This is a genomic window from Knoellia terrae, from assembly GCF_048606435.1.
Lineage (GTDB): Bacteria > Actinomycetota > Actinomycetes > Actinomycetales > Dermatophilaceae > Knoellia > Knoellia terrae.
The window spans coordinates 99,842-122,935 of sequence record NZ_JBMBWH010000007.1 but is presented as its reverse complement, the minus strand read 5'-3'; the positions used below and the strand labels follow the sequence as shown (position 1 = coordinate 122,935).

At 72.9% G+C, this 23,094-nt stretch carries 24 protein-coding genes and 1 pseudogene; 11 read left to right on the top strand and 14 right to left on the bottom strand.

Annotated features, from left to right (window positions below; genetic code table 11):
* Window positions 1-17: 17 nt before the first annotated feature.
* Window positions 18-467 (bottom strand): VOC family protein, encoded by a 450-nt coding sequence (locus ACOJV9_RS11370; protein ID WP_420185327.1) that lies wholly within the window; start codon window positions 465-467, stop codon window positions 18-20.
* Between the two features lie 161 nt (window positions 468-628).
* Here ACOJV9_RS11370 and ACOJV9_RS11365 point away from each other — a divergent pair, with 161 nt between their 5' ends.
* The gene (locus ACOJV9_RS11365; protein WP_420185326.1) at window positions 629-1,030 is read left to right on the top strand and encodes a putative immunity protein; all 402 of its coding nucleotides are present in this window, start codon (window positions 629-631) and stop codon (window positions 1,028-1,030) included.
* Between the two features lie 2 nt (window positions 1,031-1,032).
* Here the strand turns inward: ACOJV9_RS11365 and ACOJV9_RS11360 are convergent, their stop codons facing one another.
* The 4 genes from ACOJV9_RS11360 to ACOJV9_RS11345 all read right to left on the bottom strand — a co-directional run bounded on the left by ACOJV9_RS11360 (window position 1,033) and on the right by ACOJV9_RS11345 (window position 5,164).
* Window positions 1,033-1,773, bottom strand: a complete 741-nt coding sequence (locus ACOJV9_RS11360) for a VOC family protein (RefSeq protein ID WP_420185325.1) — start codon at window positions 1,771-1,773, stop codon at window positions 1,033-1,035.
* A 104-nt stretch (window positions 1,774-1,877) separates the two neighbouring features.
* Window positions 1,878-3,452, bottom strand: a complete 1,575-nt coding sequence (locus tag ACOJV9_RS11355) for a S8 family peptidase (protein ID WP_420185324.1) — start codon at window positions 3,450-3,452, stop codon at window positions 1,878-1,880.
* An 81-nt stretch (window positions 3,453-3,533) separates the two neighbouring features.
* The gene (locus tag ACOJV9_RS11350) at window positions 3,534-4,421 is read right to left on the bottom strand and encodes a helix-turn-helix domain-containing protein (protein WP_420185323.1); all 888 of its coding nucleotides are present in this window, start codon (window positions 4,419-4,421) and stop codon (window positions 3,534-3,536) included.
* A gap of 44 nt (window positions 4,422-4,465) precedes the next feature.
* Complete coding sequence (locus ACOJV9_RS11345) at window positions 4,466-5,164, bottom strand: hypothetical protein (RefSeq protein ID WP_420185322.1); 699 nt, start codon at window positions 5,162-5,164, stop codon at window positions 4,466-4,468.
* Window positions 5,165-5,285: 121 nt separating this feature from the next.
* On the opposite strand from ACOJV9_RS11345, the gene ACOJV9_RS11340 reads away from it, so the two are divergent.
* The 5 genes from ACOJV9_RS11340 to ACOJV9_RS11320 are packed head-to-tail and all read left to right on the top strand — an operon-like array spanning window position 5,286 to window position 9,695.
* Window positions 5,286-5,708: a VOC family protein gene (locus ACOJV9_RS11340; RefSeq protein ID WP_420185321.1), complete on the top strand. Its 423-nt coding sequence runs from the start codon at window positions 5,286-5,288 to the stop codon at window positions 5,706-5,708.
* A gap of 10 nt (window positions 5,709-5,718) precedes the next feature.
* Complete coding sequence (locus ACOJV9_RS11335; protein WP_420185320.1) at window positions 5,719-6,477, top strand: DedA family protein; 759 nt, start codon at window positions 5,719-5,721, stop codon at window positions 6,475-6,477.
* On the top strand, window positions 6,401-7,321 hold the full coding sequence (locus ACOJV9_RS11330; RefSeq protein ID WP_420185319.1) for an SMP-30/gluconolactonase/LRE family protein: 921 nt from the start codon (window positions 6,401-6,403) through the stop codon (window positions 7,319-7,321). Before ACOJV9_RS11335 ends, ACOJV9_RS11330 begins: the two co-directional genes overlap by 77 nt.
* 29 nt (window positions 7,322-7,350) lie before the next feature.
* Window positions 7,351-7,674, top strand: a complete 324-nt coding sequence (locus tag ACOJV9_RS11325; RefSeq protein ID WP_420185318.1) for a TraR/DksA family transcriptional regulator — start codon at window positions 7,351-7,353, stop codon at window positions 7,672-7,674.
* Between the two features lie 47 nt (window positions 7,675-7,721).
* Window positions 7,722-9,695: a penicillin-binding transpeptidase domain-containing protein gene (locus ACOJV9_RS11320; protein WP_420185317.1), complete on the top strand. Its 1,974-nt coding sequence runs from the start codon at window positions 7,722-7,724 to the stop codon at window positions 9,693-9,695.
* A gap of 352 nt (window positions 9,696-10,047) precedes the next feature.
* Here the strand turns inward: ACOJV9_RS11320 and ACOJV9_RS11315 are convergent.
* Window positions 10,048-11,184, bottom strand: a pseudogene (locus tag ACOJV9_RS11315) (cryptochrome/photolyase family protein); the annotation flags it as partial.
* Window positions 11,185-11,202: 18 nt separating this feature from the next.
* Window positions 11,203-11,616 (bottom strand): hypothetical protein, encoded by a 414-nt coding sequence (locus ACOJV9_RS11310; RefSeq protein ID WP_420185316.1) that lies wholly within the window; start codon window positions 11,614-11,616, stop codon window positions 11,203-11,205.
* A 203-nt stretch (window positions 11,617-11,819) separates the two neighbouring features.
* On the opposite strand from ACOJV9_RS11310, the gene ACOJV9_RS11305 reads away from it, so the two are divergent.
* Window positions 11,820-13,325, top strand: coding sequence for a hypothetical protein (locus ACOJV9_RS11305; protein ID WP_420185315.1), 1,506 nt, complete (start codon window positions 11,820-11,822; stop codon window positions 13,323-13,325).
* 45 nt (window positions 13,326-13,370) lie between these two features.
* Here the strand turns inward: ACOJV9_RS11305 and ACOJV9_RS11300 are convergent, their stop codons facing one another.
* The 5 genes from ACOJV9_RS11300 to ACOJV9_RS11280 form a co-directional block, all read right to left on the bottom strand.
* Window positions 13,371-15,575 carry a heavy metal translocating P-type ATPase gene (locus tag ACOJV9_RS11300; protein ID WP_420185417.1) on the bottom strand — a complete coding sequence of 735 codons (2,205 nt, stop codon included), beginning with the start codon at window positions 15,573-15,575 and terminating at the stop codon, window positions 13,371-13,373.
* A 16-nt stretch (window positions 15,576-15,591) separates the two neighbouring features.
* The gene (locus ACOJV9_RS11295) at window positions 15,592-16,530 is read right to left on the bottom strand and encodes a hypothetical protein (protein ID WP_420185314.1); all 939 of its coding nucleotides are present in this window, start codon (window positions 16,528-16,530) and stop codon (window positions 15,592-15,594) included.
* Window positions 16,527-16,730 (bottom strand): heavy-metal-associated domain-containing protein, encoded by a 204-nt coding sequence (locus tag ACOJV9_RS11290; RefSeq protein ID WP_420185416.1) that lies wholly within the window; start codon window positions 16,728-16,730, stop codon window positions 16,527-16,529. Before ACOJV9_RS11290 ends, ACOJV9_RS11295 begins: the two co-directional genes overlap by 4 nt.
* Before the next feature lie 103 nt (window positions 16,731-16,833).
* Window positions 16,834-17,142: a metal-sensitive transcriptional regulator gene (locus ACOJV9_RS11285; RefSeq protein WP_420185313.1), complete on the bottom strand. Its 309-nt coding sequence runs from the start codon at window positions 17,140-17,142 to the stop codon at window positions 16,834-16,836.
* Window positions 17,143-17,191: 49 nt separating this feature from the next.
* Window positions 17,192-18,112 (bottom strand): pirin family protein, encoded by a 921-nt coding sequence (locus ACOJV9_RS11280; protein WP_420185312.1) that lies wholly within the window; start codon window positions 18,110-18,112, stop codon window positions 17,192-17,194.
* Window positions 18,113-18,164: 52 nt separating this feature from the next.
* Here ACOJV9_RS11280 and ACOJV9_RS11275 point away from each other — a divergent pair, with 52 nt between their 5' ends.
* Entirely contained in the window at window positions 18,165-18,479 is a 315-nt protein-coding gene (locus tag ACOJV9_RS11275) for a GNAT family N-acetyltransferase (protein WP_420185311.1), read from the top strand.
* Between the two features lie 7 nt (window positions 18,480-18,486).
* Here the strand turns inward: ACOJV9_RS11275 and ACOJV9_RS11270 are convergent, their stop codons facing one another.
* Window positions 18,487-19,011, bottom strand: coding sequence for a GNAT family N-acetyltransferase (locus ACOJV9_RS11270; RefSeq protein WP_420185310.1), 525 nt, complete (start codon window positions 19,009-19,011; stop codon window positions 18,487-18,489).
* Between the two features lie 29 nt (window positions 19,012-19,040).
* Window positions 19,041-20,756, bottom strand: coding sequence for an ABC-F family ATP-binding cassette domain-containing protein (locus ACOJV9_RS11265; RefSeq protein ID WP_420185309.1), 1,716 nt, complete (start codon window positions 20,754-20,756; stop codon window positions 19,041-19,043).
* A gap of 86 nt (window positions 20,757-20,842) precedes the next feature.
* Here ACOJV9_RS11265 and ACOJV9_RS11260 point away from each other — a divergent pair, with 86 nt between their 5' ends.
* From ACOJV9_RS11260 to ACOJV9_RS11250, 3 genes are all read left to right on the top strand, one after another.
* Window positions 20,843-22,030, top strand: a complete 1,188-nt coding sequence (locus ACOJV9_RS11260; RefSeq protein WP_420185308.1) for an acyl-CoA dehydrogenase family protein — start codon at window positions 20,843-20,845, stop codon at window positions 22,028-22,030.
* 75 nt (window positions 22,031-22,105) lie between these two features.
* A complete protein-coding gene (locus tag ACOJV9_RS11255) occupies window positions 22,106-22,474 on the top strand; it encodes a tetratricopeptide repeat protein (protein ID WP_420185307.1) in 369 nt (122 codons plus the stop codon).
* 177 nt (window positions 22,475-22,651) lie between these two features.
* Window positions 22,652-22,957: a hypothetical protein gene (locus tag ACOJV9_RS11250; protein ID WP_420185306.1), complete on the top strand. Its 306-nt coding sequence runs from the start codon at window positions 22,652-22,654 to the stop codon at window positions 22,955-22,957.
* Window positions 22,958-23,094: the final 137 nt, after the last annotated feature.

Below are 23,094 nucleotides of genomic sequence, written 5' to 3'. Positions count from 1 at the left end.
GCCCCTGGACCCAGAGGTCACCCGGTGCGTTCGGCCAGGGAAACGACGATCCCTTCGGGCCCACGGACGTACGCCATGAGCCAGACACCGTCGTACTCGCCGATCCCGCCGACGAGCCCGAACCCGTCCTCGGCCAGGCGGGCGACCTGTGCTCGCAGGCCGGTCACCTCGAAGCACACCGTGCGGATCCCCAGCACGGTGGCTATCGCGTCGGGGGACCCGGGCTGGCTCGAGGGCCGGTCGAAGCGGGAGAGCTCGATGCCGGTTCCTCCGCCCGGGGGCCGCAGCATGACGATCTCGGTGCGGGCGTCGGGGATGCCGATCACCGTGTCGAGGAACTCGCCCTCGACGACGGTGCGGCCCTCGACCTCGAGTCCCAGACCCACGAAGAACGTCGTGACGGCGTCGAGGTCGTCGACGGTGATGTTGACGTGGTCGAACGCCGTGATCCGCGAGGTGGCTGCCATCCCCCGATTCTGCGACGTGCCGGGCGCCGCTGGTAGGAAAGGTCCGTGCCGATCCTCCCGAAGGACCAGATCCCCGGCTCGTCACGATCCGTCGCGGCGGCAGCCTCTCCGACGACGACCACCGGCTGCTGGCCGAGTGGGCCCTCCAGTGCGCCGAGCACGTGCTCCCGATCTTCGAGGACGCGGTGCCCGACGACCCCCGCCCGCGCGAGTCGATCGAGGTCGGTCGTCAGTGGATCCGTGGTGAGGTGCCGATGAAGGTCGCGCACCAGTCGGCCTTCCGCGCCAACGCCGCCGGTCGAGGAAGGCCGGACCCGGTGAAGTTCGCGGCACTCGCGGCGGGCCAGGCCGTCGCGGTGGCGCACGTCGCGGCGCACGACCTGGGCGCAGCGGCATACGCCATCCGGGCGGTGGGAGCGAGCGTCAGCCGGGAGGACGCGGCCAGCGCGCAGGCGCAGGAGCGCGAGTGGCAGCGGTCACGGCTGCCGGACCGCGTCCGCGAGCTCGTCCTCGACGACCACCGGCGTCGCAGCGCCCTCTGCTGGAACGTCTTCGACGACTGAGGTCAGCCGGCCGGTGCGGCGGTGGGCGGCTCCTCCGTGCCGCCGCCGGCTCCGCGCAGCGACGTGCAGACGCACGCCCGGTTGCCGTCCGGGTCGGCGAGCACGGTGAAGGACGGCGCCTCCGAGTCGTCGACCACCACCCCACCGGCCGCGACCGCAGCTGCGATGCGGGCGTCGGCCACCTCCGGCGCCACCCACACGTCGAGGTGGAACCGCTGCCGCGGCGTCTCGTGCTCGTCGGTCTCCTGGAACCACAGGACGGGCACCCGGCCGAGCGGGTCGCACACCTCGTCGCTGATGTTGCCGTGACCGCTCGCCTCCGTGCCGCCGGTGAGCAGGGCCGCCCACACGGGCGAGAGCGTGGCCGCGTGGGCGGTGTCGAGCCCGAGCTCGATGGCGATGATGCCCGCCGGGTCGGCGACGAGGCGGTGGTCGGCGGCGACCTGCGAGATCCGGCGGGCGAGGTCGACGTCCCGCTGGGTGACCCCCACGACGACGTGCTCGACGCCGAGTTCGTCGCGATGCACCGCGTCGCCGCTCAGCAGGGTGAGGTCGACCGAGCGAGCATCGAGGCGCACCCGAAGGTGCTCGCCGACGTCCTCACCCACCTCCACGAGAGTGGTGGCGAACCCCGCACCCGCCCGGAGCGACCCCACGGCATACCGCGCATGCAGCCCCTGCGCCAGCTTGCGCCAGTCGTCGAGGTCGGACTGGGCGATCTGCGCGTTCGTGAGCATGTCCATGACCCCGACGCTAGCGAGCACCGGGGACACCGCGGTGGGAGACGGACCGGCCCCACGACACGGAGTCGTGGGGCCGGCCGGGACGTCACCCGGGGCTGTCGCCCTCAGGGGCGGTCGAGACCGAACGTGTAGGCGCCGGATCCCGAGTACGCCTTGACGCGCCAGGAGTAGTAGCCCGCCGTGCCGGTGTACGTGACGCGCTCCTGCGACGTCGTGCCGACGCCGCTGGCGACGACGACCCAGCTCGAGCCGTTCCAGCGCTCGAGGTAGAGGTCGAAGTCGGCGCCGGTCGGCCCGGTGATGCAGCCGACGTGGGTGCCGGCGGACGCGTAGTACTCGTCGTTGGCACCCGGGTGGTAGGCCGTCCCGCCGGAGGCCAGCGAGCCGCTCTCCCGCTCGGGCATCGTGCTGCACGTCGTCGGCGTCGGCTCAGGGGTGGGCGTGGTGGAGCCGGCCCCGATGTGGAGGAGCCGGTTGGGGGAGCCGGTGCCGATGTTGGTCAGGCGCCCGTTGGTCGCGTTCCCGATGATGGCGCTCGAGACGCTGGCCGGGGAGGCGCCGGGGTTGGCCTGGAGGTGCAGGGCCGCGGCGCCGGCGACGTGCGGGGCCGCCATCGAGGTGCCGCTGATGGTGTTGGTCGTCGTGTTGCCGGTGTACCAGGCCGAGGTGATGGTGGAGCCGGGCGCGAAGAGGTCGACGCACGAGCCGATGTTGCTGAAGCTCGACCGGGCGTCGGTGTTCGTCGAGGACCCGACGGTGAGGCCGGCGGCGACGCGACCCGGAGAGCCGTTGCAGGCGTTCGCGCCGGAGTCGTTGCCCGCGGCGAGCGAGTAGGTCACGCCGTCGGCGATCGAGTTGCTCACCGCGGTGTCGAGGGCGGACGAGGCGCCGCCGCCGAGGCTCATGTTGGCGACGGCCGGTGCCCCGGCCGTGTGGTTCTGGGTGACCCAGTCGACACCGGCGATGACGCCGGCGTTGGAGCCGCTGCCCTGGCAGTCGAGGACACGGACCGCGACGAGGCGCACGTCCTGGGCGACGCCGTAGGTCTCTCCGCCGACCGTGCCGGCGACGTGCGTGCCGTGACCGTTGCAGTCGTCGCTGCCCCGCCCGTCGGCGATCGCGCTGTAGCCGGCCACGGCCCGCCCGCTGAACTCCACGTGGGCCGTGCGGATGCCGGTGTCGATGACGTATGCCGTGACTCCCGCACCGGACTGCGCGTAGGTGTAGCTGTTGTCGAGCGGCAGCGTGCGCTGGTCGATGCGGTCCAGGCCCCACGTCGCCGGCGACTGCGTGTCGCTCGCGCGGACCGGCGCGTCGGCCTCGATCCAGGCGACGTTCGGGTTGCGCCGCAGCCCCTCGAGGGCCTTGGGCGTGAGCCGGGCAGCGAAGCCGTCGAGCGCCGCGCCGTAGGAGTGCGTCACCTGCGCCCCGTCGTTGCGGGCCTGCGCCTCGGCGCTGCGGACGCTGGCGCGGCTCGACCCCTTGTCGAGGACGACGATGTAGCGGCCGTCCGTGGCGGTGCCCGTGACGGGCGCGGGCGCGTTCGAGGGGGCCGTCGCGCGGGCGGCGCTGCGGGTGTCGGGGCCGGGGGCACTGCTCGCCGTGGCGGCCACGGTGAGGCTGCTCCCGGCGAGGGTGACGACGAGGGCGAGCCCGAGTCGTGTGCGAGTGGTGGTCATCTTCGATCCTTCCGATGGGGTGGACGGCCACGACCCTGACAGCGACCGGTGCTCGGCGCTCGGCGAGAGAGGGGTTAACAGTTAACTCAGGTGCTCGGCAGCCTCCGGCCAGTCCCACCGCAGCCCCGCCGTCCCGGGGGTGTTGTCGGGGTGCACGACCGTGGCGCGGTGCTCGACGTCGAGGCCGACGAGCGACTCGCGCTCGTGGGTGAAGGCGGTGACCGCGTCGGGGCGCGCCTGGGGGTGGAACTCGACCTCGATGAGCAGCTCGCGCAAGGGAGTGCGCAGCCGCCTCGTGTACTCGACGTCGAGTGGTCCGTTGCCGGCCCACGCCAGCTCGTACTCCACCACCACCGTCTCGCCTCGGCGCAGGGGCTGGCAGAAGTGCAGCTCGGCGCCGACGACGCCACCGGCCTCCTCCCGCTCGACCCTTCCGACCCGGGCGCCGCGCAGGACGCGCAGCTCCGGCAGCGGGACGGCCGGGTCGTCCTGCTGGTGCAGGAGCACCCTCCGGTCGGGCCCGTCGCACCGGGCGCGCATCGCCTGCCGGACGGTGAGGCCCAGGTGCCGCCGGTCGCTGCCGAGGCGCAGCCGGTCGTGCAGCATGATCCGGTCGAGCTCGGTGTCCCAGGTCGTGTCGAGACGCGCGAGCACGGCGGCCGGCGACGGATCGGACCAGAGCGTTCCCAGGTCGCGGACGGCCTTGCGGCGAGGGCGTTCGCGCACGGCGGGCAGGACCCGGGCGAGCTCTCCGCGCTGGAGACCGAGGACGTCCTCGAGGTGGGGCAGCGTCGTCAGCGACGAGCGGCGGCCCGGCTGGCTGCGGCCGGACTTCCAGTAGCTGAGGGTCGCCACGGAGACTCCGACGCCGCGGTCGTGGAGGCGGGCGTGGATGCGGTCGAGGCTGAGCCCACGCTGCTCGATCGCCCGACGCAGCGTGTCCGCGAAGGTCGCTCCCGAGTCGGACATTCTCCCGATACAACCACGGGTCGCGGCGGTCCGCTCGTCGAGAGCTACCGGCCGGTATGCCGTCCGCCCACCTCTGCCGGATCGGCTCCTCGGTCCCGTTCGTCCGCCCGGAGGAAGTAGGCGCCGACGCTGCCGGCGAGGGTGCCGAAGACGATGACGGACACGCCGGCCAACCCCACCTCGGTCACCCGGGCGTAGACGTCGGTGGGACCGAGGGGCTCGCCGGTGATCGCTCCCATCGCGGTGGCGTGCAGCGCATCGGCGAAGGTGGGGAAGTCGCTGAGCAGGAAGAGCAGCTGGCTCACCGACAGCACGGTGATCACCCACAGCGCCGCGAGCCAGCCGAGCCGGCTGCGCAGGGCGGAGGCGGCCGAGCGCGAGCCGCGGACCGCTCCCGACAGGACGCGACCGGTGCGCAGCAGGCGAGCCGCACGCACGAGCCGGAGGACCCGGAGGAAGGGGAGCACGATGAAGAGGAGCTGCCACCAGTTCGTGCGAAGGAAGCGGACCGTGTCGGGGGCGACCACGGCCCGGGCCACGAACTCGGCGGCGAAGACGGCCCACAGCGCCCAGCCGAGGACGCCCAGCACCGAGGACAGCCCCGACCCGGCCTCCGCGAGCTGCTCACCGAGGATGACGAGCACGAAGATGACGCCGAGGGCGCTCATCACCGGCGTCAGCCGGTCGAGCAGCTCCTGCGCCAGGTGCTCCCGCTGCTCCGGCGGGCGTGTCAGGACGCTCATGCCCCATGTCTACCGGCGCCGGACCGACTCGTGCCCCGCCACGCCTGCGGCGCAGATGGTATGCCGGAGACCGGGGACGTCCCTCGTCCCACCGACCGACCCCGGAAGGCGAGCATGACCGATGGCTGAGCACCCGGCATACATCCACACCGTTCTGGACTGCGAGCGACCTCGGGAGCTCGCGGAGTTCTACCGGCAGCTCCTCGGGCTGGTCTACCGGGCAGGCGACGAGGCGCCGACCGACGGCAGCCCGGACGACTCGGACTGGCTCGTCCTCACCCGCCCGGACGGCACCCGGCAGCTCGCGTTCCAGCAGGAGCCGGAGCACGTCGCGAGCACCTGGCCGGACCACCGCGTGCCGCAGCAGCTGCACATCGACTACCTGGTGGACGACGTCGAGGCGCTCGAGCGCCACAAGGACACGGCGCTCCGGCTGGGAGCCGAGCTGCGGCTCGACCGCAGCGACGACGAGGCCGAACCGCTCTACGTCCTCGCCGACCCGGCAGGTCACCCCTTCTGCCTTCTCACCCATCGGGGTGGGTGAGACTCTCCGCATGTCCATCGAGGCCCTCAACGAGCTCCTCCTGCAGCACTCGGCTGCAGCGTGGGTCGTGCCGGCGATGTTCCTCTTCGCCGCCCTCGACGGCTTCGTGCCACCGGTCCCCAGCGAGTCCGCCCTCATCGGCCTCGCCGCGGTGGGGGCCTCGACCGGGTCCCCGAACTGGCTCGCGCTCGGCGTCGCGGCCGCGGCCGGCGCCTGGGTGGGGGACAACGTCGCCTACGTCCTGGGGCGGCGCGGTCGGCTCGACCGCCTGATGGAGCGCACGCGGCGTCGCCGGAAGGCCATGGATTGGGCACGCGCCCGACTGGCGAACCGTGGCGGCGTGATCATCGTCGTCGCCCGCTACGTCCCCATCGGCCGGGTCGCGGTGAACCTCACCGCCGGGGCGACCCACTTCCCCCGGCGCCGGTTCATGGCGTTCACGGTGCTGTCGGGCGTCACCTGGGCGATGTGGTCGGTGGCGCTGGGGGCGCTCGCGGGCGGCTGGGTGGAGAACAGCCCCCTCCTCGCGGCGGCCGTGGGCGTCGGCGTGGCGGTCGTCGTCGGCCTGCTCGTCGAGCGCCTCGCGCGGCTGCTGCCGCTGGGCGACGCGGACGACGAGGATCGTGACCAGGCCGACGTGACGTCGAGCCGACCCGAGACAGAGACACCCGAAACCCGCTCGAGGAGAGGCCATGATCACCGTCCACCCCGTACCCGGCCCCGGCGCCGAGGACGTGCTCGTCGCGACCCACGGACCCCATGCCGGTGACGTCTTCACCGGCACCGAGGACGGGGCAATCTGGCAGGTCTCGCCCGACGGCGCCCGGCTGCGTCGCGTGGCTCGCACCGGCGGTCGCCCCCTCGGGATCGAGCAGGCTGCGGACGGGCGGCTGCTCGTCTGCGACGCCCACCGCGGACTGCTGTGGGTGGACGTCGACAGCGGGAGCATCGAGGTCCTCGAGACGGACGTGGACGGCATACGGATGCGGTTCTGCAACAACGCGGCGATCGCGGCGGACGGCACGGTCTGGTTCTCGGACTCGTCGCGCGTGCACGGCATCGAGGAGTGGAAGGCCGACTTCATCCGCGTGACGCGCACCGGCCGGCTGATGCGCCTCGCGCCGGGAGGCAGGCCGGAGGTCGTGCTCGACGGGCTCGCGTTCGCCAACGGTGTCGCCCTCAGCGCCGACGAGGCGTTCGTCGCGGTCGCGGAGACGGGCGGACGGTGCGTGACCCGGCACCATCTCACCGGCGCTCGGGCCGGGACGACGGACCTCCTCGTCGGCGACCTGCCGGGCTACCCCGACAACATCTCGCGGGGCAGCGACGGGCTGGTCTGGGTGAGCATCGCCTCGCCCGTGGACCCGGTCGTCGAGCGGCTCTTCACCCTGCCGCTGCCGCTGCGCAGGGCCGTGACGCGGATCCCGGAGCGACTCCAGCCGGCCCCGAAGCAGACCGTCCGGGTCCAGGCCTTCGACGACACCGGGGCCCTCGTGCACGACCTCGACGTGCCCGCGGACGGCTACCACATGGTCACGGGCGTGCGGGAGCACGAGGGCCGCGTGTGGCTCGGCAGCCTGCACGAGCCGGCGATCGCGGTCCTCGACCGCTGACTGTCGGCCGCTCGGTCCATACTCGGTCGATGGACATCCCCACCGCGGCCGACGTGCTGCGCGACAAGGAGCAGTCGCTGCTCGACGAGCTCGCCGTGGTCACCCGGCCCTTGGGCGACACCGGGTCGATCTCGTTCGGCAAGCGCATCGGTGAGGGCACCTCGCTCGCCGTCGACCGGCTGACCTCCGTCACCGTGCAGGAGGGGCTGCTCGCCACGCTGGCCCAGGTGCGGGTGGCGCTGGCGCGGACCGAGGACGGCACCTACGGCACCTGCGAGGTGTGCGGCGAGCCCATCGGGGAGGAGCGCCTCGAGGTCCGGCCGTGGGCGGTTCGGTGCGTCGCCGACAGCTGAGCGTGTGGCACCGTGAGGTGGTCGGTCGGTCGAGCTGAGGGGTGCTGGTGGGTTCGCGCGGGTGGGGAGTCAAGGTCGGCGTCGCCGTGGTGGTGGCGGCGGTGCTCGGTCTGGCCGTCTGGGGTGGGCTGACCTACCTGAGCGGGCGGGACGGCGAAGTGGTGCGACGCGCCGCCGAGCGGGTGGCCTCCGGCATGAGCGAGGGAGAGCTGACCGCCGGCAATATCGTCGACGACTCGGGGGCGACGCCTGACCTCGCAGCCCTCGTCGAGGACATGGGGGGTGCACAGCACACCGTGCGGGTCGCCTCCGTGACCGAGCCGGCCGATGGCAGTGCCGGGGCGACGTTGGCGCATGAGTGGACCCTGCCGGGGTCTGCGGTGCCGTGGACGTACGAGACGCAGCTCGACCTGCGCGAGCGTGACGGCACCTGGGCGGGGATCTGGTCACCGGACGTGCTGGCCCCCGACCTGGCGGCCGACGAGACCTTGCGGCTGGCCCGGGTGCAGCCCGAGCGTGCCGACATCGTCGCTGCGGACGGCACGCCGATCGTCACCCAGCGCGACGTCGAGCGCATCGGCATCGACAAGACCAAGGTGGAGGCGCAGGAGGCGCTCACCTCGGCCGCGGCCCTGGCCGAGGCCCTGGGGATCGACAGCGCCAACTACGTCGCCGCCGTGCGCAACGCGGGTCCCCGGGCGTTCGTGCCGGCGCTCACCGTCCGCACCGGCAGCCCGGAGGCGGCCGCGGCGCGGCAGTCCTCGGCGCCGGGCATCCTCATCGTCGCCGACCGGCGGGCGCTCGCGCCGACCGCGTCGTTCGCCCGACCGATCCTCGGCATCGTGGGGGAGGCGACGGCGGAGATCATCGAGGAGTCCGGTGGCGCCGTCGCCGCCGGTGACCAGGTCGGGATCGGCGGCCTCCAGGAGACCCTCAACGACCGGCTCGACGGGCAACCGGGCGTCACGGTCTCGGCGGTCGGGGCCGGCGCCGACCCGCGCGTGCTCTTCGAGACCGCACCGGAGAAGTGGGGACCCGTGACGGTCACCCTCGACATCGACACCCAGCAGGCCGCCGAGACCGTCCTCGCCGACGTCGCCCCTGCCTCCGCCATCGTCGCCATCCGCCCGTCCAGCGGCGCGATCGTCACCGCCGCGAGCGGTCCGGGCGGCAAGGGTGCGTCGACCGCGACGCAGGGCCGCTACGCCCCCGGGTCGACGTTCAAGACCGTGTCGACGCTCGCCCTGCTCCGTGCCGGGACGACTCCGAGCACCAGCGTCGAGTGCACCCCCACGGTGACCGTCGACGGCCGCTCCTTCAAGAACGTCGACGGCTACCCGGCCTCTGCGCTGGGGTCGGTGCCGTTCACCTCGGCGTTCGCCAACTCGTGCAACACCGCCTTCATCCGGGCCGGTGAGCCGCTCGACCCGGACGCACTGCCGACGGCTGCGGCCGGACTGGGCCTCACCGCCGAGCCGTCGCTCGGTCTGCCGTCGTTCCTGGGGTCGGTGCCGGAGCCGGAGCCCGGCACGGACGAGGCCGCGTCGATGATCGGGCAGTCCAAGGTCCTGGCCTCGCCGCTGGGGATGGCGACGGTGGTGGCCTCCATCGCGGCGGGGAAGCCGGTCACCCCGCAGCTGGTCGTGACGAGGGACAGCGGTGACGTCAGCACTTCGAGCCCCTCGGCGACTCCGACTCTCCGGCCGGGTCCGACCGGGTCGAGCGCCCCTCCCCCGCCGCCCGAGGCCCCCGTCACCGCAGCCGAGGCCGCGACCCTGCGCGAGCTCATGCGCGGCGTGGTCGAGCAGGGCAGCGGCCGCTTCCTCGCCGACGTTCCGGGCGAGCCGGTCCTCGCGAAGTCGGGCACCGCCGAGTTCGGTGACGCGAGTGCCCTCAAGGAGCGCGCCTGGATGATCGCGATCCAGGGCGACCTCGCCGTCGCGGTGTTCGTCGAGGAGGGCGAGGGTGGTGCCGCCACCGCCGGCCCGCTCCTCGAGGCGTTCCTGCGCGCCGTCGCCTGACCCCGAGCCACCCCCCTATCCCGGCACCTACTGCACCGTCAGGCGTGCGATCGCCCCGCCTACGGTGCAGTAGCCCGGGTGAGAGGGGGGCGGGAGCGGGAGGGGCGAGGGGCGGCCCGCGGTGGTCAGCGCTTGAGGGCCTCGAGCCGGCGCAGGGCCTCTCGTCGCTCCTCGGCGTGGTCGACGATCCGCGCCGGGTAGCCGTGGGCGTAGCCGTCCTCGTGCTCCCACGGCTGGTGGGCGGCCTTGCCGCGCAGGTGCGCCAGCTCGGGCACCCAGCGCCGGACGTACGCGCCGTCGGGTCGAACTTCTCGCCCTGCGTCACCGGGTTGAAGACCCGGAAGTACGGCGAGGCGTCCGTGCCCGTGCCCGCCACCCACTGCCAGCCGTGGTTGTTGGAGGCGAGGTCACCGTCGACGAGGTGGTCGAGGAAGTGTCGTGCCCCGACCGGCCACCACACGTGCAGGTCCTTGGTGAGGAAGCTCGCCGTGATCATCCGGACCCGGTTGTGCATCCAGCCCTCGGCGAGCAGCTGCCGCATCCCGGCGTCGACGATCGGGTAGCCGGTCGTTCCCGTGCGCCACGCCTCGACCGCGTCCGACTCGTCGTCGTACGCCATCCCCCTCAGCGGCTCGCGCAGGTCGGACCACGAGCTGGTCGGGTTGTGCCACAGCACGTCCGCATAGAACTCGCGCCATCCGAGCTCGTCGACGTAGGTCTCCTTGCCCTCCCCGCGGCGGCTCGCGAGGTCGGCCAGCAGCGTGCGCGGGTGCACCACCCCCAGCTTGAGGTAGGGCGACATCCGTGAGGTGCCGTCCACCGCCGGGCGGTCCCGGTCGTGGGCGTAGGCCGGAAGCGCGCCCTCGAGGAACTCCCGCCACCGGGCGGCCGCCCCCGGCTCACCGGGGACCGGCAGCTCGGGCAGGTCCGGCGCCGCGAGCGCGTCGCTGACGGCATTGGTCGCCTCCGCGTCGTTGCGGACCTTCCGCAGCGGCAGCGTCGACGGCCGGGGCGCCGGGTCGGGCCAGCCGTGCGCCCGCCACGCCTTCGCGAACGGGGTGAAGACCTTGTATGCCGTCCCGCTCCCGTTGGTCACGAGACCGGGCCCGACGGCATACGGCGTCCCGGTCTCGACCCAGTCGACACCGGCAGCCGCGAGGGCGGAGGCGACGGCCTCGTCGCGTCGACGGCCGTAGGGCGTGGTCTCCCGCGTGACGTGGACCGACGACGCCCTGACCCGCTCGGCCAGCTCCGGCACCACGGTGCGCGGGTCGCCCCAGAGCAGGGTCAGGGCGTCGTCGAACTCTTCACGGGCCCACTGGAGGGTGGCCGCGAGCCAGGCTCGGCGGGCCGCCCCACCGCCGGCCCACAGCGCCGGGTCGATGACGTAGGCGACGACCAGGTCGTCACCCGAGGCGTCGCGGGCCGCGAGCAGGGCAGGGTGGTCGCTGCGGCGCAGGTCGCGGCGCAGCCAGAGGATCGAGGTCACGCCTCGATCGTGTCATCCTCAGACGGGAACCGGCCCCGTGTAGTAGCGCTGGACGTAGACCTTGGTGATGAAGACGGTGCCCGAGCTGAGCGCCGCCCCGGGCTGGAACGTGTTCGCGGCCCCGGCGTGGGCCTTGGTGCACCTCGTCACGTCGTAGCCCCAGTGCGAGAAGGAGGCGATGGTGCCGAAGGCCTGAGGCTGGAGGTTGGCCGAGCCGCTGCCACGACCGACGACGCAGTAGCGGTAGCTGACGTTGGAGGCGGTGCTGAACGACCTGCCGAGGTAGGTCCACGAGCTCTTGGAAAGGTACTTGCCCACCGAGGCCGACGAGATGGTTCCCCATCCGGCTGCCTGGGCGGGAGCGGCGGCGGAGACGCTGATGCCCGCCGTGAGGGCGGCTGCGGCTGCGGCGCCGAGAAGTCGAGTACGCATGGTGGTTCTCCCCGAGGATCGTCGATGACCGACCACCCGGCCGGTCCCGAGAAGTGTCACCGGACACGTTGCCGATGGGACCCCACGAAAGCGCGGACCTCGGCCAGCACGGGTGGCCGGCGGGGCCGGGTCAGGTCACGAGTGCGCATCCGAGATGACGACGGGGTACCGGAGCGGTCGTCAGGTTCCTAGGGTGACCTCCCGTGATCTCGGTGTCGTCGGTGCTGTTCTACGTCGCGTTCCTCCTGCTGTGCGCCCTGGCCGGAGTGGCGTTCGCCGCCCTGGGGGACGTCTCGGCGCGACGCGGCATCGCCGTCGCCAGGCGTGGCGGAGCGGTCACCGTGCCCGTGCTCGTCGGCTCCGGTGAGGGGCAGCACCGGGCCCACGCCTACGTCGATGGTGACGACGTCGTGGTCATGGGACCACGCACCCACCTGCGAGTGGCGCGGACCACCTTCCGCGACGCCGGCCAGCGGCGCTCGGTCGTCAACGAGGAGTGGATGGAGTTCGCCGAGCAGCGGGGCTTCGTCGACGCCTCGGGTCAGCGCCACCTCGTCGGCGCGGTCGAGGAGTGGGGGCCCGCTCTCGAGGCCCAGCTCGACGGGTCCGCCCGACGGGCGAGCCGCTGGCGCCGGATCCGGGCCGCCATCCCGACCAGTCCGCTCGCGATCACCGTCCTCGGACTTGTCGCTTGCGCTGCCTTCCAGGGCCTGTGGGCCATGGGTCGGGACGTTGACGCGACGATGGTGCGTGCGGTCGAGTACGCCGACGAGGGATACACCGACTGCGGGGTGCGGTGGCCCGACAGCATCGACGGGTCGGTCTCGGGCGGCTACGCCGAGGTCGACTGCTACGAGCCGTACCCCGCCGTCGGCGACACCGTCCCGGTTCGCGCCCTGGCCTTCCCGTTCGAGGGCAGCGCGTTGGACAAGGAAGGGACCTACGAGGGCCTGACCTCCGTCACCGCGGGTCCGGCACTGCTCAGCCTCCTCGTCCTGGGGGGAGTCACCCTGACCCGGTTGCGCCGTCCGGCGATCCGCCTGGGGCGGCTGGCCACCCCCGAGGTCAGGGTGGCGCCGGCCGTCGAGGTCGCTGCTGACGCGGACCTCCTCAGCCTCGTCGAGGCGCTCGAGGTCAGGGAGGGGTGGGACCGGGACGGTTCCGGAGCGCCGCCCGAGCAGTCGGCCTGGGCACCCATCCGCATCGCCCTCTCCAGTGCGTGGTGGTGGCCCGCGGTCGTGCTCGGGGCGGCCGCGTTCCTCGCCTTCGAGCTGCCGATGCCGCTGCAATACGGGCTGGGGGCAGGTGCGGTCGCCGCCTTGGCCTGGGCACTGGCGCGGTCGGTCGGGACGCTCCTGACGGTCCGACGCGCGTATGCCGGGCCGGTCACGTCCGAGTGGGACTACCGGCTCGTGCGTGACGTGGACGACGACTGGTGCGCGCTGCTGGTGCTGGGCCGCACCCCGCAGTGGATGGTCTACCTCGCCGGCCCGCAGCACCCACCGGTACGGGGCCGCTGCGGAGTGCGCGGTGAGCTGGTCGACGGTGGCGCCATCCACCTCCGGATGGCCGGAGAGTTCTGGCCGACGAGCTCACCCGTGCTGCGGGTGGACGAGGAGATCCTGTCCGACATCCGGGAGGACGTCGCCCACCGCCTCGGTCCCGCGGGTGGTCCGCAGGCGCGCCCCGGCAGCGGCGCGGTCGGGTAGGCCCCGGGAGCCCGATCCTCCGGCGCGGGGACGCCGCGCGAGCGGTCAGCCGGTCGCGCGGAACCCTCGCAGCCGCAGGCTGTTGGTCACGACGAACACCGACGACAGGGCCATCGCCGCACCGGCGAGCATCGGGTTGAGCAGGCCGGCCGCGGCCAGGGGGATCGCCGCGACGTTGTAGCCGAACGCCCAGAACAGGTTGCTCTTGATCGTGGACAGGGTGCGCCGGGCGAGGCGGATGGCGTCGGGCGCGACACGCAGGTCGCCGCGCACGAGGGTGAGGTCGCTCGCCTCGATGGCGACGTCGGTGCCGGTCCCCATGGCCATGCCGAGGTCGGCGGTGGCCAGGGCGGCCGCGTCGTTGACGCCGTCGCCGACCATCGCCACGACCCGGCCCTGCTCCTGGAGCCGTCGCACGACGTCGACCTTGTCGGCCGGCAGCACGTCGGCGATGACGTTGCCGGGGTCGATGCCGACCTCGGCCGCCACGGCTCGGGCGGCCTGCTCGTTGTCGCCGGTGAGGAGGTGGGGAGTCAGTCCCAGCTCGCGCAGGCGCGAGATCGCTTCTGCCGACGTGGGTTTCACGGTGTCGGCAACCGTGAGGATGCCGCGTGCCTGCCCGTCCCAGCCGATGACGACCGGCGTCGCGCCCGTGCTGCGGGCGTCGGAGAGTGCGGCCTCCAGCTCCGGTCCGACAGCGATCGACCAGTCGGTCAAGAGCTGGGGGCGGCCGACGACGACGGCCCGTCCGTCGACCACGCCCTGCACGCCGAGCCCGTCGGTGCTCGTGAAGCCCTCGACGGGGAGGCGGTCCAGGCGGGCGGCCTCGCCGCCGGTGACGATGGCCCGGGCGATCGGGTGCTCGGACCCGTGCTCGATCGAGGCGGCGACGGCCAGCACCGCGTCGCGGTCCTCCCCGGCGGCCGGGACGACGTCGCGCAGGGTCATCTGCCCGGTCGTCACGGTCCCGGTCTTGTCGAGGACGATCGTGTCCACGCGGCGGGTCGACTCGAGCACCTCGGGGCCCTTGATGAGGATGCCGAGCTGCGCGCCGCGCCCGGTGCCGACCATGAGGGCGGTCGGCGTGGCCAGTCCGAGGGCGCAGGGGCAGGCGATGATGAGCACCGCCACGGCAGCGGTGAACGCGGGCGTCCAGCCGCCACCGGTGCCCAGCCAGAACCCGAAGGTCCCGACGGCGAGGGCGATGACGACGGGGACGAAGACGCCGGAGATGCGGTCAGCGAGACGCTGCACCTCGGCCTTGCCGTTCTGCGCGTCCTCGACGAGCCGGGCCATCTGGGCGAGCTGGGTGTCTCCGCCGACGCGGGTGGCCCGCACGAGGAGCCGGCCACCGGAGTTGACGGTCGCGCCCACGACCGGGTCGCCGACACCCACCTCGACGGGCACGGACTCACCGGTGAGCATCGAGGTGTCGAGGGCCGAGGCGCCGTCGGTGACGACGCCGTCGGTCGCGACCTTCTCGCCCGGGCGGACGAGGAACTCGTCGCCGACGACGAGCTGCTCGACGGGGATGCGCTCCTCGCGGCCACCGCGGAGGACGGCGACGTCCTTGGCGCCCATCTCGAGCAGTGCGCGCAGGGCGGCGCCGGAGCGCCGCTTCGCCCGGGCCTCGGCGTAGCGCCCGGCGAGCAGGAAGGTGGTGACCCCGGCCGCGGCCTCGAGATAGATGTTGGAGCCACCGTCACTGCGCTCGATGGTGATCTCGAAGGGGTGCGTCATGCCCGGGGTCCCGGCGGTGCCGAGGAACAGCGCGTAGAGCGACCAGCCGAAGGCGGCCAGCGTCCCGACCGAGATGAGCGTGTCCATCGTCGTCGCGCCGTGCCGCAGGTTGACCCACGCGGCCCGGTGGAACGGCCAGGCGCCCCACACGACGACCGGCGCAGCGAGCACGAGCGAGAGCCACTGCCAGTACGTGAACTGCAGCGCCGGCACCATCGCCATCGCGACGACCGGCACCGTAAGCACGGTCGAGATGAGGAGGCGGTCACGCAGTGCCCGCGTCGGGTCGGCCGGCGCCCTGTCATCCCCCTCCGCGCGAGGCGCGTCGGGCGCGGGAGGCAGGGTCGCGGCATACCCGGCCTGTTCCACGGTCGTGAGCAGGTCGTCGGGTGAGATGGTCTCGGGGAACTCGACCCGCGCCTTCTCGGTGGAGTAGTTGACGCTCGCGGTGACGCCCTCGAGCTTGTTGAGCTTCTTCTCGATCCGGTTCGCGCACGAGGCGCAGGTCATCCCGGTGATGTCGAGGTCAATGCGCGTGGTCACTGCTGCCTCCTGACGGCAGGTCGGCGGGCGAGCCCGCGGTGACGGTGAAGGCGGCTGTGCGCACGACGCCGGCGTGCTGGAAGTCGAGGAAGAGCCGGTAGGTGCCGGGACTCGGCACGGCGGCGACGAAGGGGACCTCGGGCCCGGGCTTGGTGGTGCCGTCGCCGGGGTGCCCCTCGGGGTGCACGTGGAGGTAGGCCAGGTCACCGGTGCGCAGGGCCACGAGGTGGCCGTAGGCGCCGAGGTAGGGGTCGAGGTCGGTCACGGGGCGGCCCTCACGGCTCACCGAGAGGGTGAGGTCGGAGTCGCTGCCCGGTGTGAGGTCACCCGCGAGCGTCACGGTGTAGCCGTCGACCGTGGCGGTCCGCACGTCGTGCTCGGGTGGCGCGACGGGCACGGGGGCACCGGCGACCGAGACGTCGGCGCCGAGGGTGACCGGGTTGCCTCCACGGGGTGCCGTGTCGGCGAAGACCCGCCAGCTCCCGGGCGTCAGCGCGAGGGTGGTGCTCCACACCCCGTCGGCGTCCCGGGTCGGGTGGACGTGCTGGAAGCCCGAGAAGTCACGGCGGACCGCGATGAGGTGCAGCTCCTTCTCGTGCTGCGGGGTGTAGTCGAGCACGGGGGTCCCGCTGGGGCCCTCGATGAGCAGCTGCACCGGGGTGCGCGGGCCGGCGGGCAGGTCGGTGTCGAGCAGGCGCAGCGTGTAGCCGTCCTGGGAGACCTGGAGCCCACCGGGGAGCTCGGACGTGGCTTCGGGGCTGGGTGACGCCACCGACCCCGACGCGCTGGACGACTCGTGCGTCGCGCCGTCGTGTGCCGGCGCGGCCTCGACCGGCCCGAAGGCACGGCCGGCGGCGAGCGTGATGCCGAAGACGGCGGCGAGGGCGGCGAGGAAGCCGACGACCCGCAGGGAGGTGCTCATGCCAGCTGGTAGCCGGCCTCCTCGACGGCGGCGCGCACGGCGTCGTCCTCGAGTGGCTCGGTGCTGGTGACGGTGACGGCTCCGGTGGCGAGGTCGACGTCGACCTTCTCCACGCCGTCGAGCTCGGTGACCTCCTCGGTCACGGAGGCGACGCAGTGGCCGCAGGTCATGCCGGTGACGGTCCAGGTCTGGGTGTTCATCGTGTGCGCTTCCTTCTCTTTCATCTCGCCTCGTGTGCCTGAGCGGAAGTCCTGGCTTCCGGTGGGGCACACAAGGCGCGGGGTGGGGGTGGGGTCAGTGGGGTCAGGACTTCACGAGGCGGGCGATCGCGTCGCTCGCCTCCTTGAGCTTGACGTCGGCCTCGGGTCCGCCCTGACGCGCGGCGTCCGCGACGCAGTGGCTCATGTGCTCGTCGAGCAGCCCCAGCGCGACGGACTGGAGGGCCTTCGTCATCGCCGAGATCTGCGTGAGGATGTCGATGCAGTACTTCTCCTCGTCGACCATCTTCTGGATCCCGCGCGCCTGGCCCTCGATGCGGCGCAGTCGCTTGAGGTAGTCGTCCTTGTGGCCGGCCGCGATGTACGCGTGCTGGTGTCCGTCGTGCTCTGTCATGCGTCGATACTATACCCCCCTTGGGTATACCGCAAGGGGCGGAGGCGCGTCAGTGCCGCCCGTGGCGGTCGCGGCTGCGGAGGCGACCGGCCGGGAGCTCGGGAGCGGGCAGCCAGCTCAGCCGGCCGGCATACCCCTCGACCTCACCGAAACGCTCAGCGCGGGCCTGCCACTGCTCGCGGAAGGCGACGATCTCGTCGTGGTCCCGCCCGATGAAGTTCCACCACATGACGATCGCCTCGTCGTAGGGGGTGCCACCGAGCACCACGGCGCGCGTGGGCTCCTCGGCGACGACCGTGAGCTCGGCGAGCCCGGCGTCGACCACCCCGAGGTCGCCCCGCTCCAGCGGCGTCCCGCAGAACGTGACCCGCCCGGTGTCGACCAGTAGGGCGTGCTCGTATGCCGTGTCCGCCGGCACCGTCCACGACGCACCTGCCGCGAGCGTCACCTCGGCCCCGAGGAGGGGGGTGCGGGTGGTGATGGGTGAGGCGTGGCCGCCGAGCTGCCCGATGAAGACGCGCCCCTCGACGCCATCGGCCAGAGGCACCACTGGTGCGGCGTGGTGCTGGAACTCGCGCTCGAGGTCGCGGTCGGCCTCGGGTAGCACCACCCACAGCTGGACGCCGTGCAGGGTGCGTGTCGCCGACGTCGAGACCTCGGAGTGGGCGATGCCGTGCCCGCTCGTCATGAGGTTCACCTCGCCGGGGCGGACCATCGCGTGGACGCCCCCGCTGTCCCGGTGCTCGACCTCGCCCTCGAAGAGCCAGCTCACCGTCTGCAGGCCGGTGTGCGGGTGGGGCGGCACGTCCATGCCGCTCGTCGCGGCGACGTCGTCGGGTCCGTAGTGGTCGACGAAGCACCACGCGCCGACGAAGGAGCGGTCCCGGTGGGGCAGCGTGCGCCGCACCGTCATCGAGCGGGGGCCGCCCAGCGGCACCTCGCGGGGGGAGAGGACGTGGACCTCGGACATGGTGTTCCTCGGGGCTGGCGCGGTGGTGTGGTGGGGTGGTCTCATGACCAGCATGGCTGATGACGTCGTCGTGACGAACAACCCGGACCGCCACCGCTACGAGGCTCACCTCGATGGAGAGCTGGCCGGGTTCGCGGCCTACCACCTCTCGCCCGGAACCATCGCCTTCACCCACACCGAGGTGGACGACCGCTTCGAGGGGCGGGGCGTCGGGTCGGCGCTCGCCCGGGCGGCCCTCGACGACGTCCGTGACGCGGGCGGGCGCGAGGTCCTGCCGCTCTGCCCGTTCATCCGGTCGTGGATCGAGCGCCACCCGGACTACCGCTCGCTCGTGCACGTCGCCCCGGACGGCGAGGTCGCTGCCTGACCCGGGCTCAGCCGGGAGGGCCCTCGTCGCCGAGCGGCTTCTGGAACCACGTGACGTCACGCCACGCGCCGTGCTTCCAGCCGATCCGCTGGTAGGTGCCGACCTCGTCGAAACCCAGTGCCCGGTGCAGCGTGACGCTCGGGTCGTTGGGCATCGTCACGCCGCCGCACGCCATCCGCATGCCGAGCGACTCCAGGCGACCGAGCAGCGCGGCATACAGGGCGCGTCCGAGCCCACCACCGCGGGCGGTGACGTCGACGTAGACGCTCACCTCGCAGGAGAAGCGGTAGGCCTCCCGGGCCTTGAAGGGGCCGCCGTAGGCGTACCCGACGACGGCACCGCCGCGCTCGGCGACGAGCCACGCGTGTCGCTCCTGGGCGGCCGCGATCCGGCCGGCCATCTCGTCGGCGGAGGGCGCGACCTCCTCGAAGGTGGCCGTCGTGTGCTCGACGTAGTGCGCATAGATCGCTGCGCAGGCGGCGGCGTCCTCGCTCGTCGCGTCGCGCAGGAGCACGCCCGGGCCCGGGTCCATGGCGACATCCTCCCCGACGACACCGGCGCTCAGCGGGCGCGGCTCACCCGGGCCTCGTCCCACACCGGCTCGGGCGTCTCGACGACCCGGCCGTCGCTGCCGAAGACGAGGAAGCGCTCGAAGCTGCGCGCGAACCACCGGTCGTGGGTCACCGCGAGCACCGTGCCCTCGAACGCCGTGAGCGCCTGCTCCAGCGCCTCCGCCGAGTGCAGGTCGAGGTTGTCGGTGGGCTCGTCGAGCAGCAGCAGCGTCGCCCCGCTCAGCTCGAGCAGCAGGATCTGGAAGCGCGCCTGCTGCCCGCCCGAGAGCGAGTCGAAGGTCTGCTCGCCCTGCCGGGCCAGCTCGTAGCGGTCGAGCACCCGCGCCGCCTCCTCGCGGCCGCGGCCACTGCGGTGCTCGTCCCCGCGGTGGAGGATGTCGAGCAGGGTGCGGCCGCGCAGCGCGGGGGAGTCGTGCGTCTGGGCGAACCAGCCGGGACGGACCCGCGACCCCAGACGGGCGACGCCGCTGTGCCGCACGGGCTCCGGGGCGATGTCCCCGACGGGCCGGTGCTCGACGTCGGGGTCGCTCCCGCCGGAGGCGAGCAGCCGGAGGAAGTGCGACTTGCCCGAGCCGTTGGAGCCGAGCACCGCGACGCGCTCGCCGAACCACACCTCGAGGTCGAACGGCCGCATCAGCGAGTCACTCACGGGGGTGCCGGGGTCGGGAGCGAGCAGCTCGAGCCCGGTGCAGACGACCGCGCGCTTGGCGGTGCGGCCGCCGGTGAGGCGCATCTTCACGTTCTGGCCCAGCGCGACCTTCTCCGGCGGCCCCGCCTTCTCGAAGCGGTCGAGACGCGTCACCGCGGCCTGGAGCCGGGAGGCCATGTCGGAGTTGTATGCCGCCTTCTGCCGGTACATGACCACGAGGGCCTTGATCTTCGTGTGCTCGTCGTCCCAGCGGCGACGCATCTCCTCGAGCCGGTCGTTGCGGTCCACCCGGGCCTGGTGCCACGTCGCGAACGAGCCGGGGTGGGTCCAGGCCGTCGCACCGTTGGCGCCGGGCTCGAGGGTGACCACCGCCGTGGCCACCCGCGAGAGCAGCTCGCGGTCGTGGCTGATGAAGAGGACGGTCTTGTCCGAGGCGATGAGGCGCTCCTCGAGCCAGCGCTTGGCGGGCACGTCGAGGTAGTTGTCCGGCTCGTCGAGGAGCAGCAGGTCCGAGGGGCCGTCGAGCAGCGCCTCGAGCACGACCCGCTTCTGCTCGCCGCCCGACAGGGAGGTGACGGCACGCCACTGGGCCCGTTCGAACGGCATGCCGAGGGCCTGGGTGGTCACCGTGTCCCAGACGGTCGTCTCGAACTCGTAGCCGCCGGCGTCGCCCCAGTCGGCGAGGGCCTGGGCGTAGGCCATCTGCGACGGCTCGTCGTCGACCTCCATGATCCGCAGCTCGGCGGCGTCGACGGCGCGGGCGGCGGTGCGGATGCGCTCGGGCGCGACGGAGACGAGCAGGTCGCGCACGGTGGAGTCGTCACGCACCTTGCCGATGAACTGGTTCATCACGGCGAGGGTGCCGGAGAGGGTGATGGCCCCCTCGTGCGCGGCGAGGTCGCCGGAGATGATCCGGGTCAGGGTCGTCTTGCCGGTGCCGTTGGGGCCGATGAGCGCGACGCGCTGGCCCTCCCCGACCCGGAACTGGACCGCGTCGAGCAGGGGGCGGCCGTCGGGGAGAGTGAACCCGACCTGGTTGACCTCGAGATGTGCCACGGGAGTCGAGTCTCCCTCGTGGTGGGCCCGCCGTCACCCCGTTTTCGCACGGCGACCGCCGCCGCGGCGCGGGTAGGTTTGTGGACATGGCCACGGACGCGCAGCACCCCCTCGACCTGTTCGGCATCGACGGGCTCCTCGGTGCCGACGACCGGGACATGCGCGACACCGTGCGCACCTTCCTCGCCGCGGAGGTCCGCCCCCATGTGGCCGGCTGGTTCGAGTCCGGCTCCGTGCCGGTGCGCGAGCTGGCGCCGCGGCTCGGCGAGCTGGGCCTGCTCGGCATGCACCTCGAGGGGTACGGCTGCGCCGGGACGAGCGCGACGGCATACGGGCTGGCCTGTGCCGAGCTCGAGGCGGTCGACTCGGGCGTGCGCTCGCTCGTCTCCGTCCAGGGCTCGCTCGCGATGTTCGCGATCTGGCGGTTCGGGAGCGAGGAGCAGAAGCAGGAGTGGCTGCCGCGGATGGCGGCCGGCGAGGCGATCGGCTGCTTCGGCCTCACCGAGCCGGACTACGGGTCGAACCCGGCCGGCATGCGGACGCGCGCCCGTCGCGACGGTGACGACTGGGTCCTCGACGGCACGAAGATGTGGATCACCAACGGCTCCGTCGCCGACGTCGCGGTCGTCTGGGCCCGCACGGACTCCAGCGACGGTGAGACGGTGCGCGGGTTCGTCGTGCCGACCGACTCGCCCGGCTTCTCCGCGCCCGAGATCACCGGCAAGCTGTCCTTGCGCGCCTCCGTGACGTCCGAGCTCGTGCTCGAGGGCGTGCGGCTGCCCTCGTCGGCGATCCTCCCGGAGGCGCGCGGCCTCTCCGGCCCGCTGTCGTGCCTGTCGGAGGCGCGGTTCGGGATCATCTTCGGGGCGCTGGGAGCGGCTCGCGACTGCCTCGAGGTGGCCATCGCCTACACGCAGGACCGCGAGATCTTCGACAAGCCGCTCGCCGGCTACCAGATCACCCAGACCAAGCTCGCCGACATGACCCTGGAGCTGGGCAAGGGGATGCTCCTCGCGCTGCACCTCGGTGCGCTCAAGGACGCCGGCACGCTGCGGCCCGAGCAGGTGTCGCTGGGCAAGCTCAACTCGTGCCGTGAGGCGATCGCCATCGCCCGCGAGTGCCGGACCCTGCTGGGCGCGAACGGGATCGCGCTCGAGTACTCCCCGCTGCGGCATGCCAACAACCTCGAGTCGGTCCTCACCTACGAGGGCACCTCCGAGGTCCACCAGCTCGTCATCGGCCAGGCGCTCACCGGGCTGCCGGCGTTCCGCTGAGGGAAGAATCCGGCCGGATAGCGGTTTATCAGCTGGGGCCTAGACAGGCCTAGCGGCACACATCGAAGGAGAGACATGACGGAGAGCTCGTTCGTCACCGACTACGAGGCCGCCCGGGAGCTGTTCGCCCGGGGCGACTACCGCGAGGCCGGAGTGCTCTTCCTCGAGCTCGTCGACCGGAGCGCCCTCGAGCCGCCGCTGCACGGGACGACGGAGCTGCGGCTCTACCTCGCGCGGTCGTACTACCACTCGGCGCAGCTCACCCGTGCCGAGGAGATCCTGCGGGCGATGCTCGTGGACAACCCGGACGACCACTACGCGCTGCTGCTGCTCGGCCGCACGCTGCAGCGCCAGTCGCGCCACGACGAGGCAAAGCCGCACCTGGCGATGGCCAAGCTGCTCGGCGGCTACGACATCGACGGTCCGGAGCTCCCGGGGCGCTGACCAGGCCCGCTCATCCCTTCGCGTATGCCGTGGAGCTGCGCGGGTGCTCCCGCACGTAGTCCTTTCGGACCAACCGTGGACAAACCTTCGACAAAGCCTTGACAAAGGGTGGACAGGGGAGTTGTCTAGGCACAGCACCTCAGACCGCAGGGGCTCAACAAGACCAAGGAGAACGACATGAAGAAGCTCGCCACCACGGCCGCCGTCCTCGCCCTCGGAGCCGCCACCGTCGCGGTCGCCCCCGCCGCCAGTGCCAAGCCCGACACCGGGTGCATGCAGGCCGGCATCGCCGTCCTCAAGGACGCCGGACTCTTCTCCACCGTCGCCGAGAGCGGTCTGCCGATCGCGACCGCGGTCGCCGTGGGCGTCAAGCCCCGCGCCACCACCGACGTGGGCTCCCTTCCCGCCACCCTCCCGCTGAGCACGGTCCTCGCGGACCACCGCGCCGGCGACGACAGCCTGTTCATCTACCCCTGGTGCTGAGGTAAGCCCCGACCTCGAGCACCCGCCCCCACGCGCCGCCCCTCACCCCGTACACGGGTGGGGGGCGGCGTCCTGCTGCCTGGGAGCTCGCTCCACGGCGCCACGACGACGCCGGGGCCAGCCGGCGCAGGGGGAGC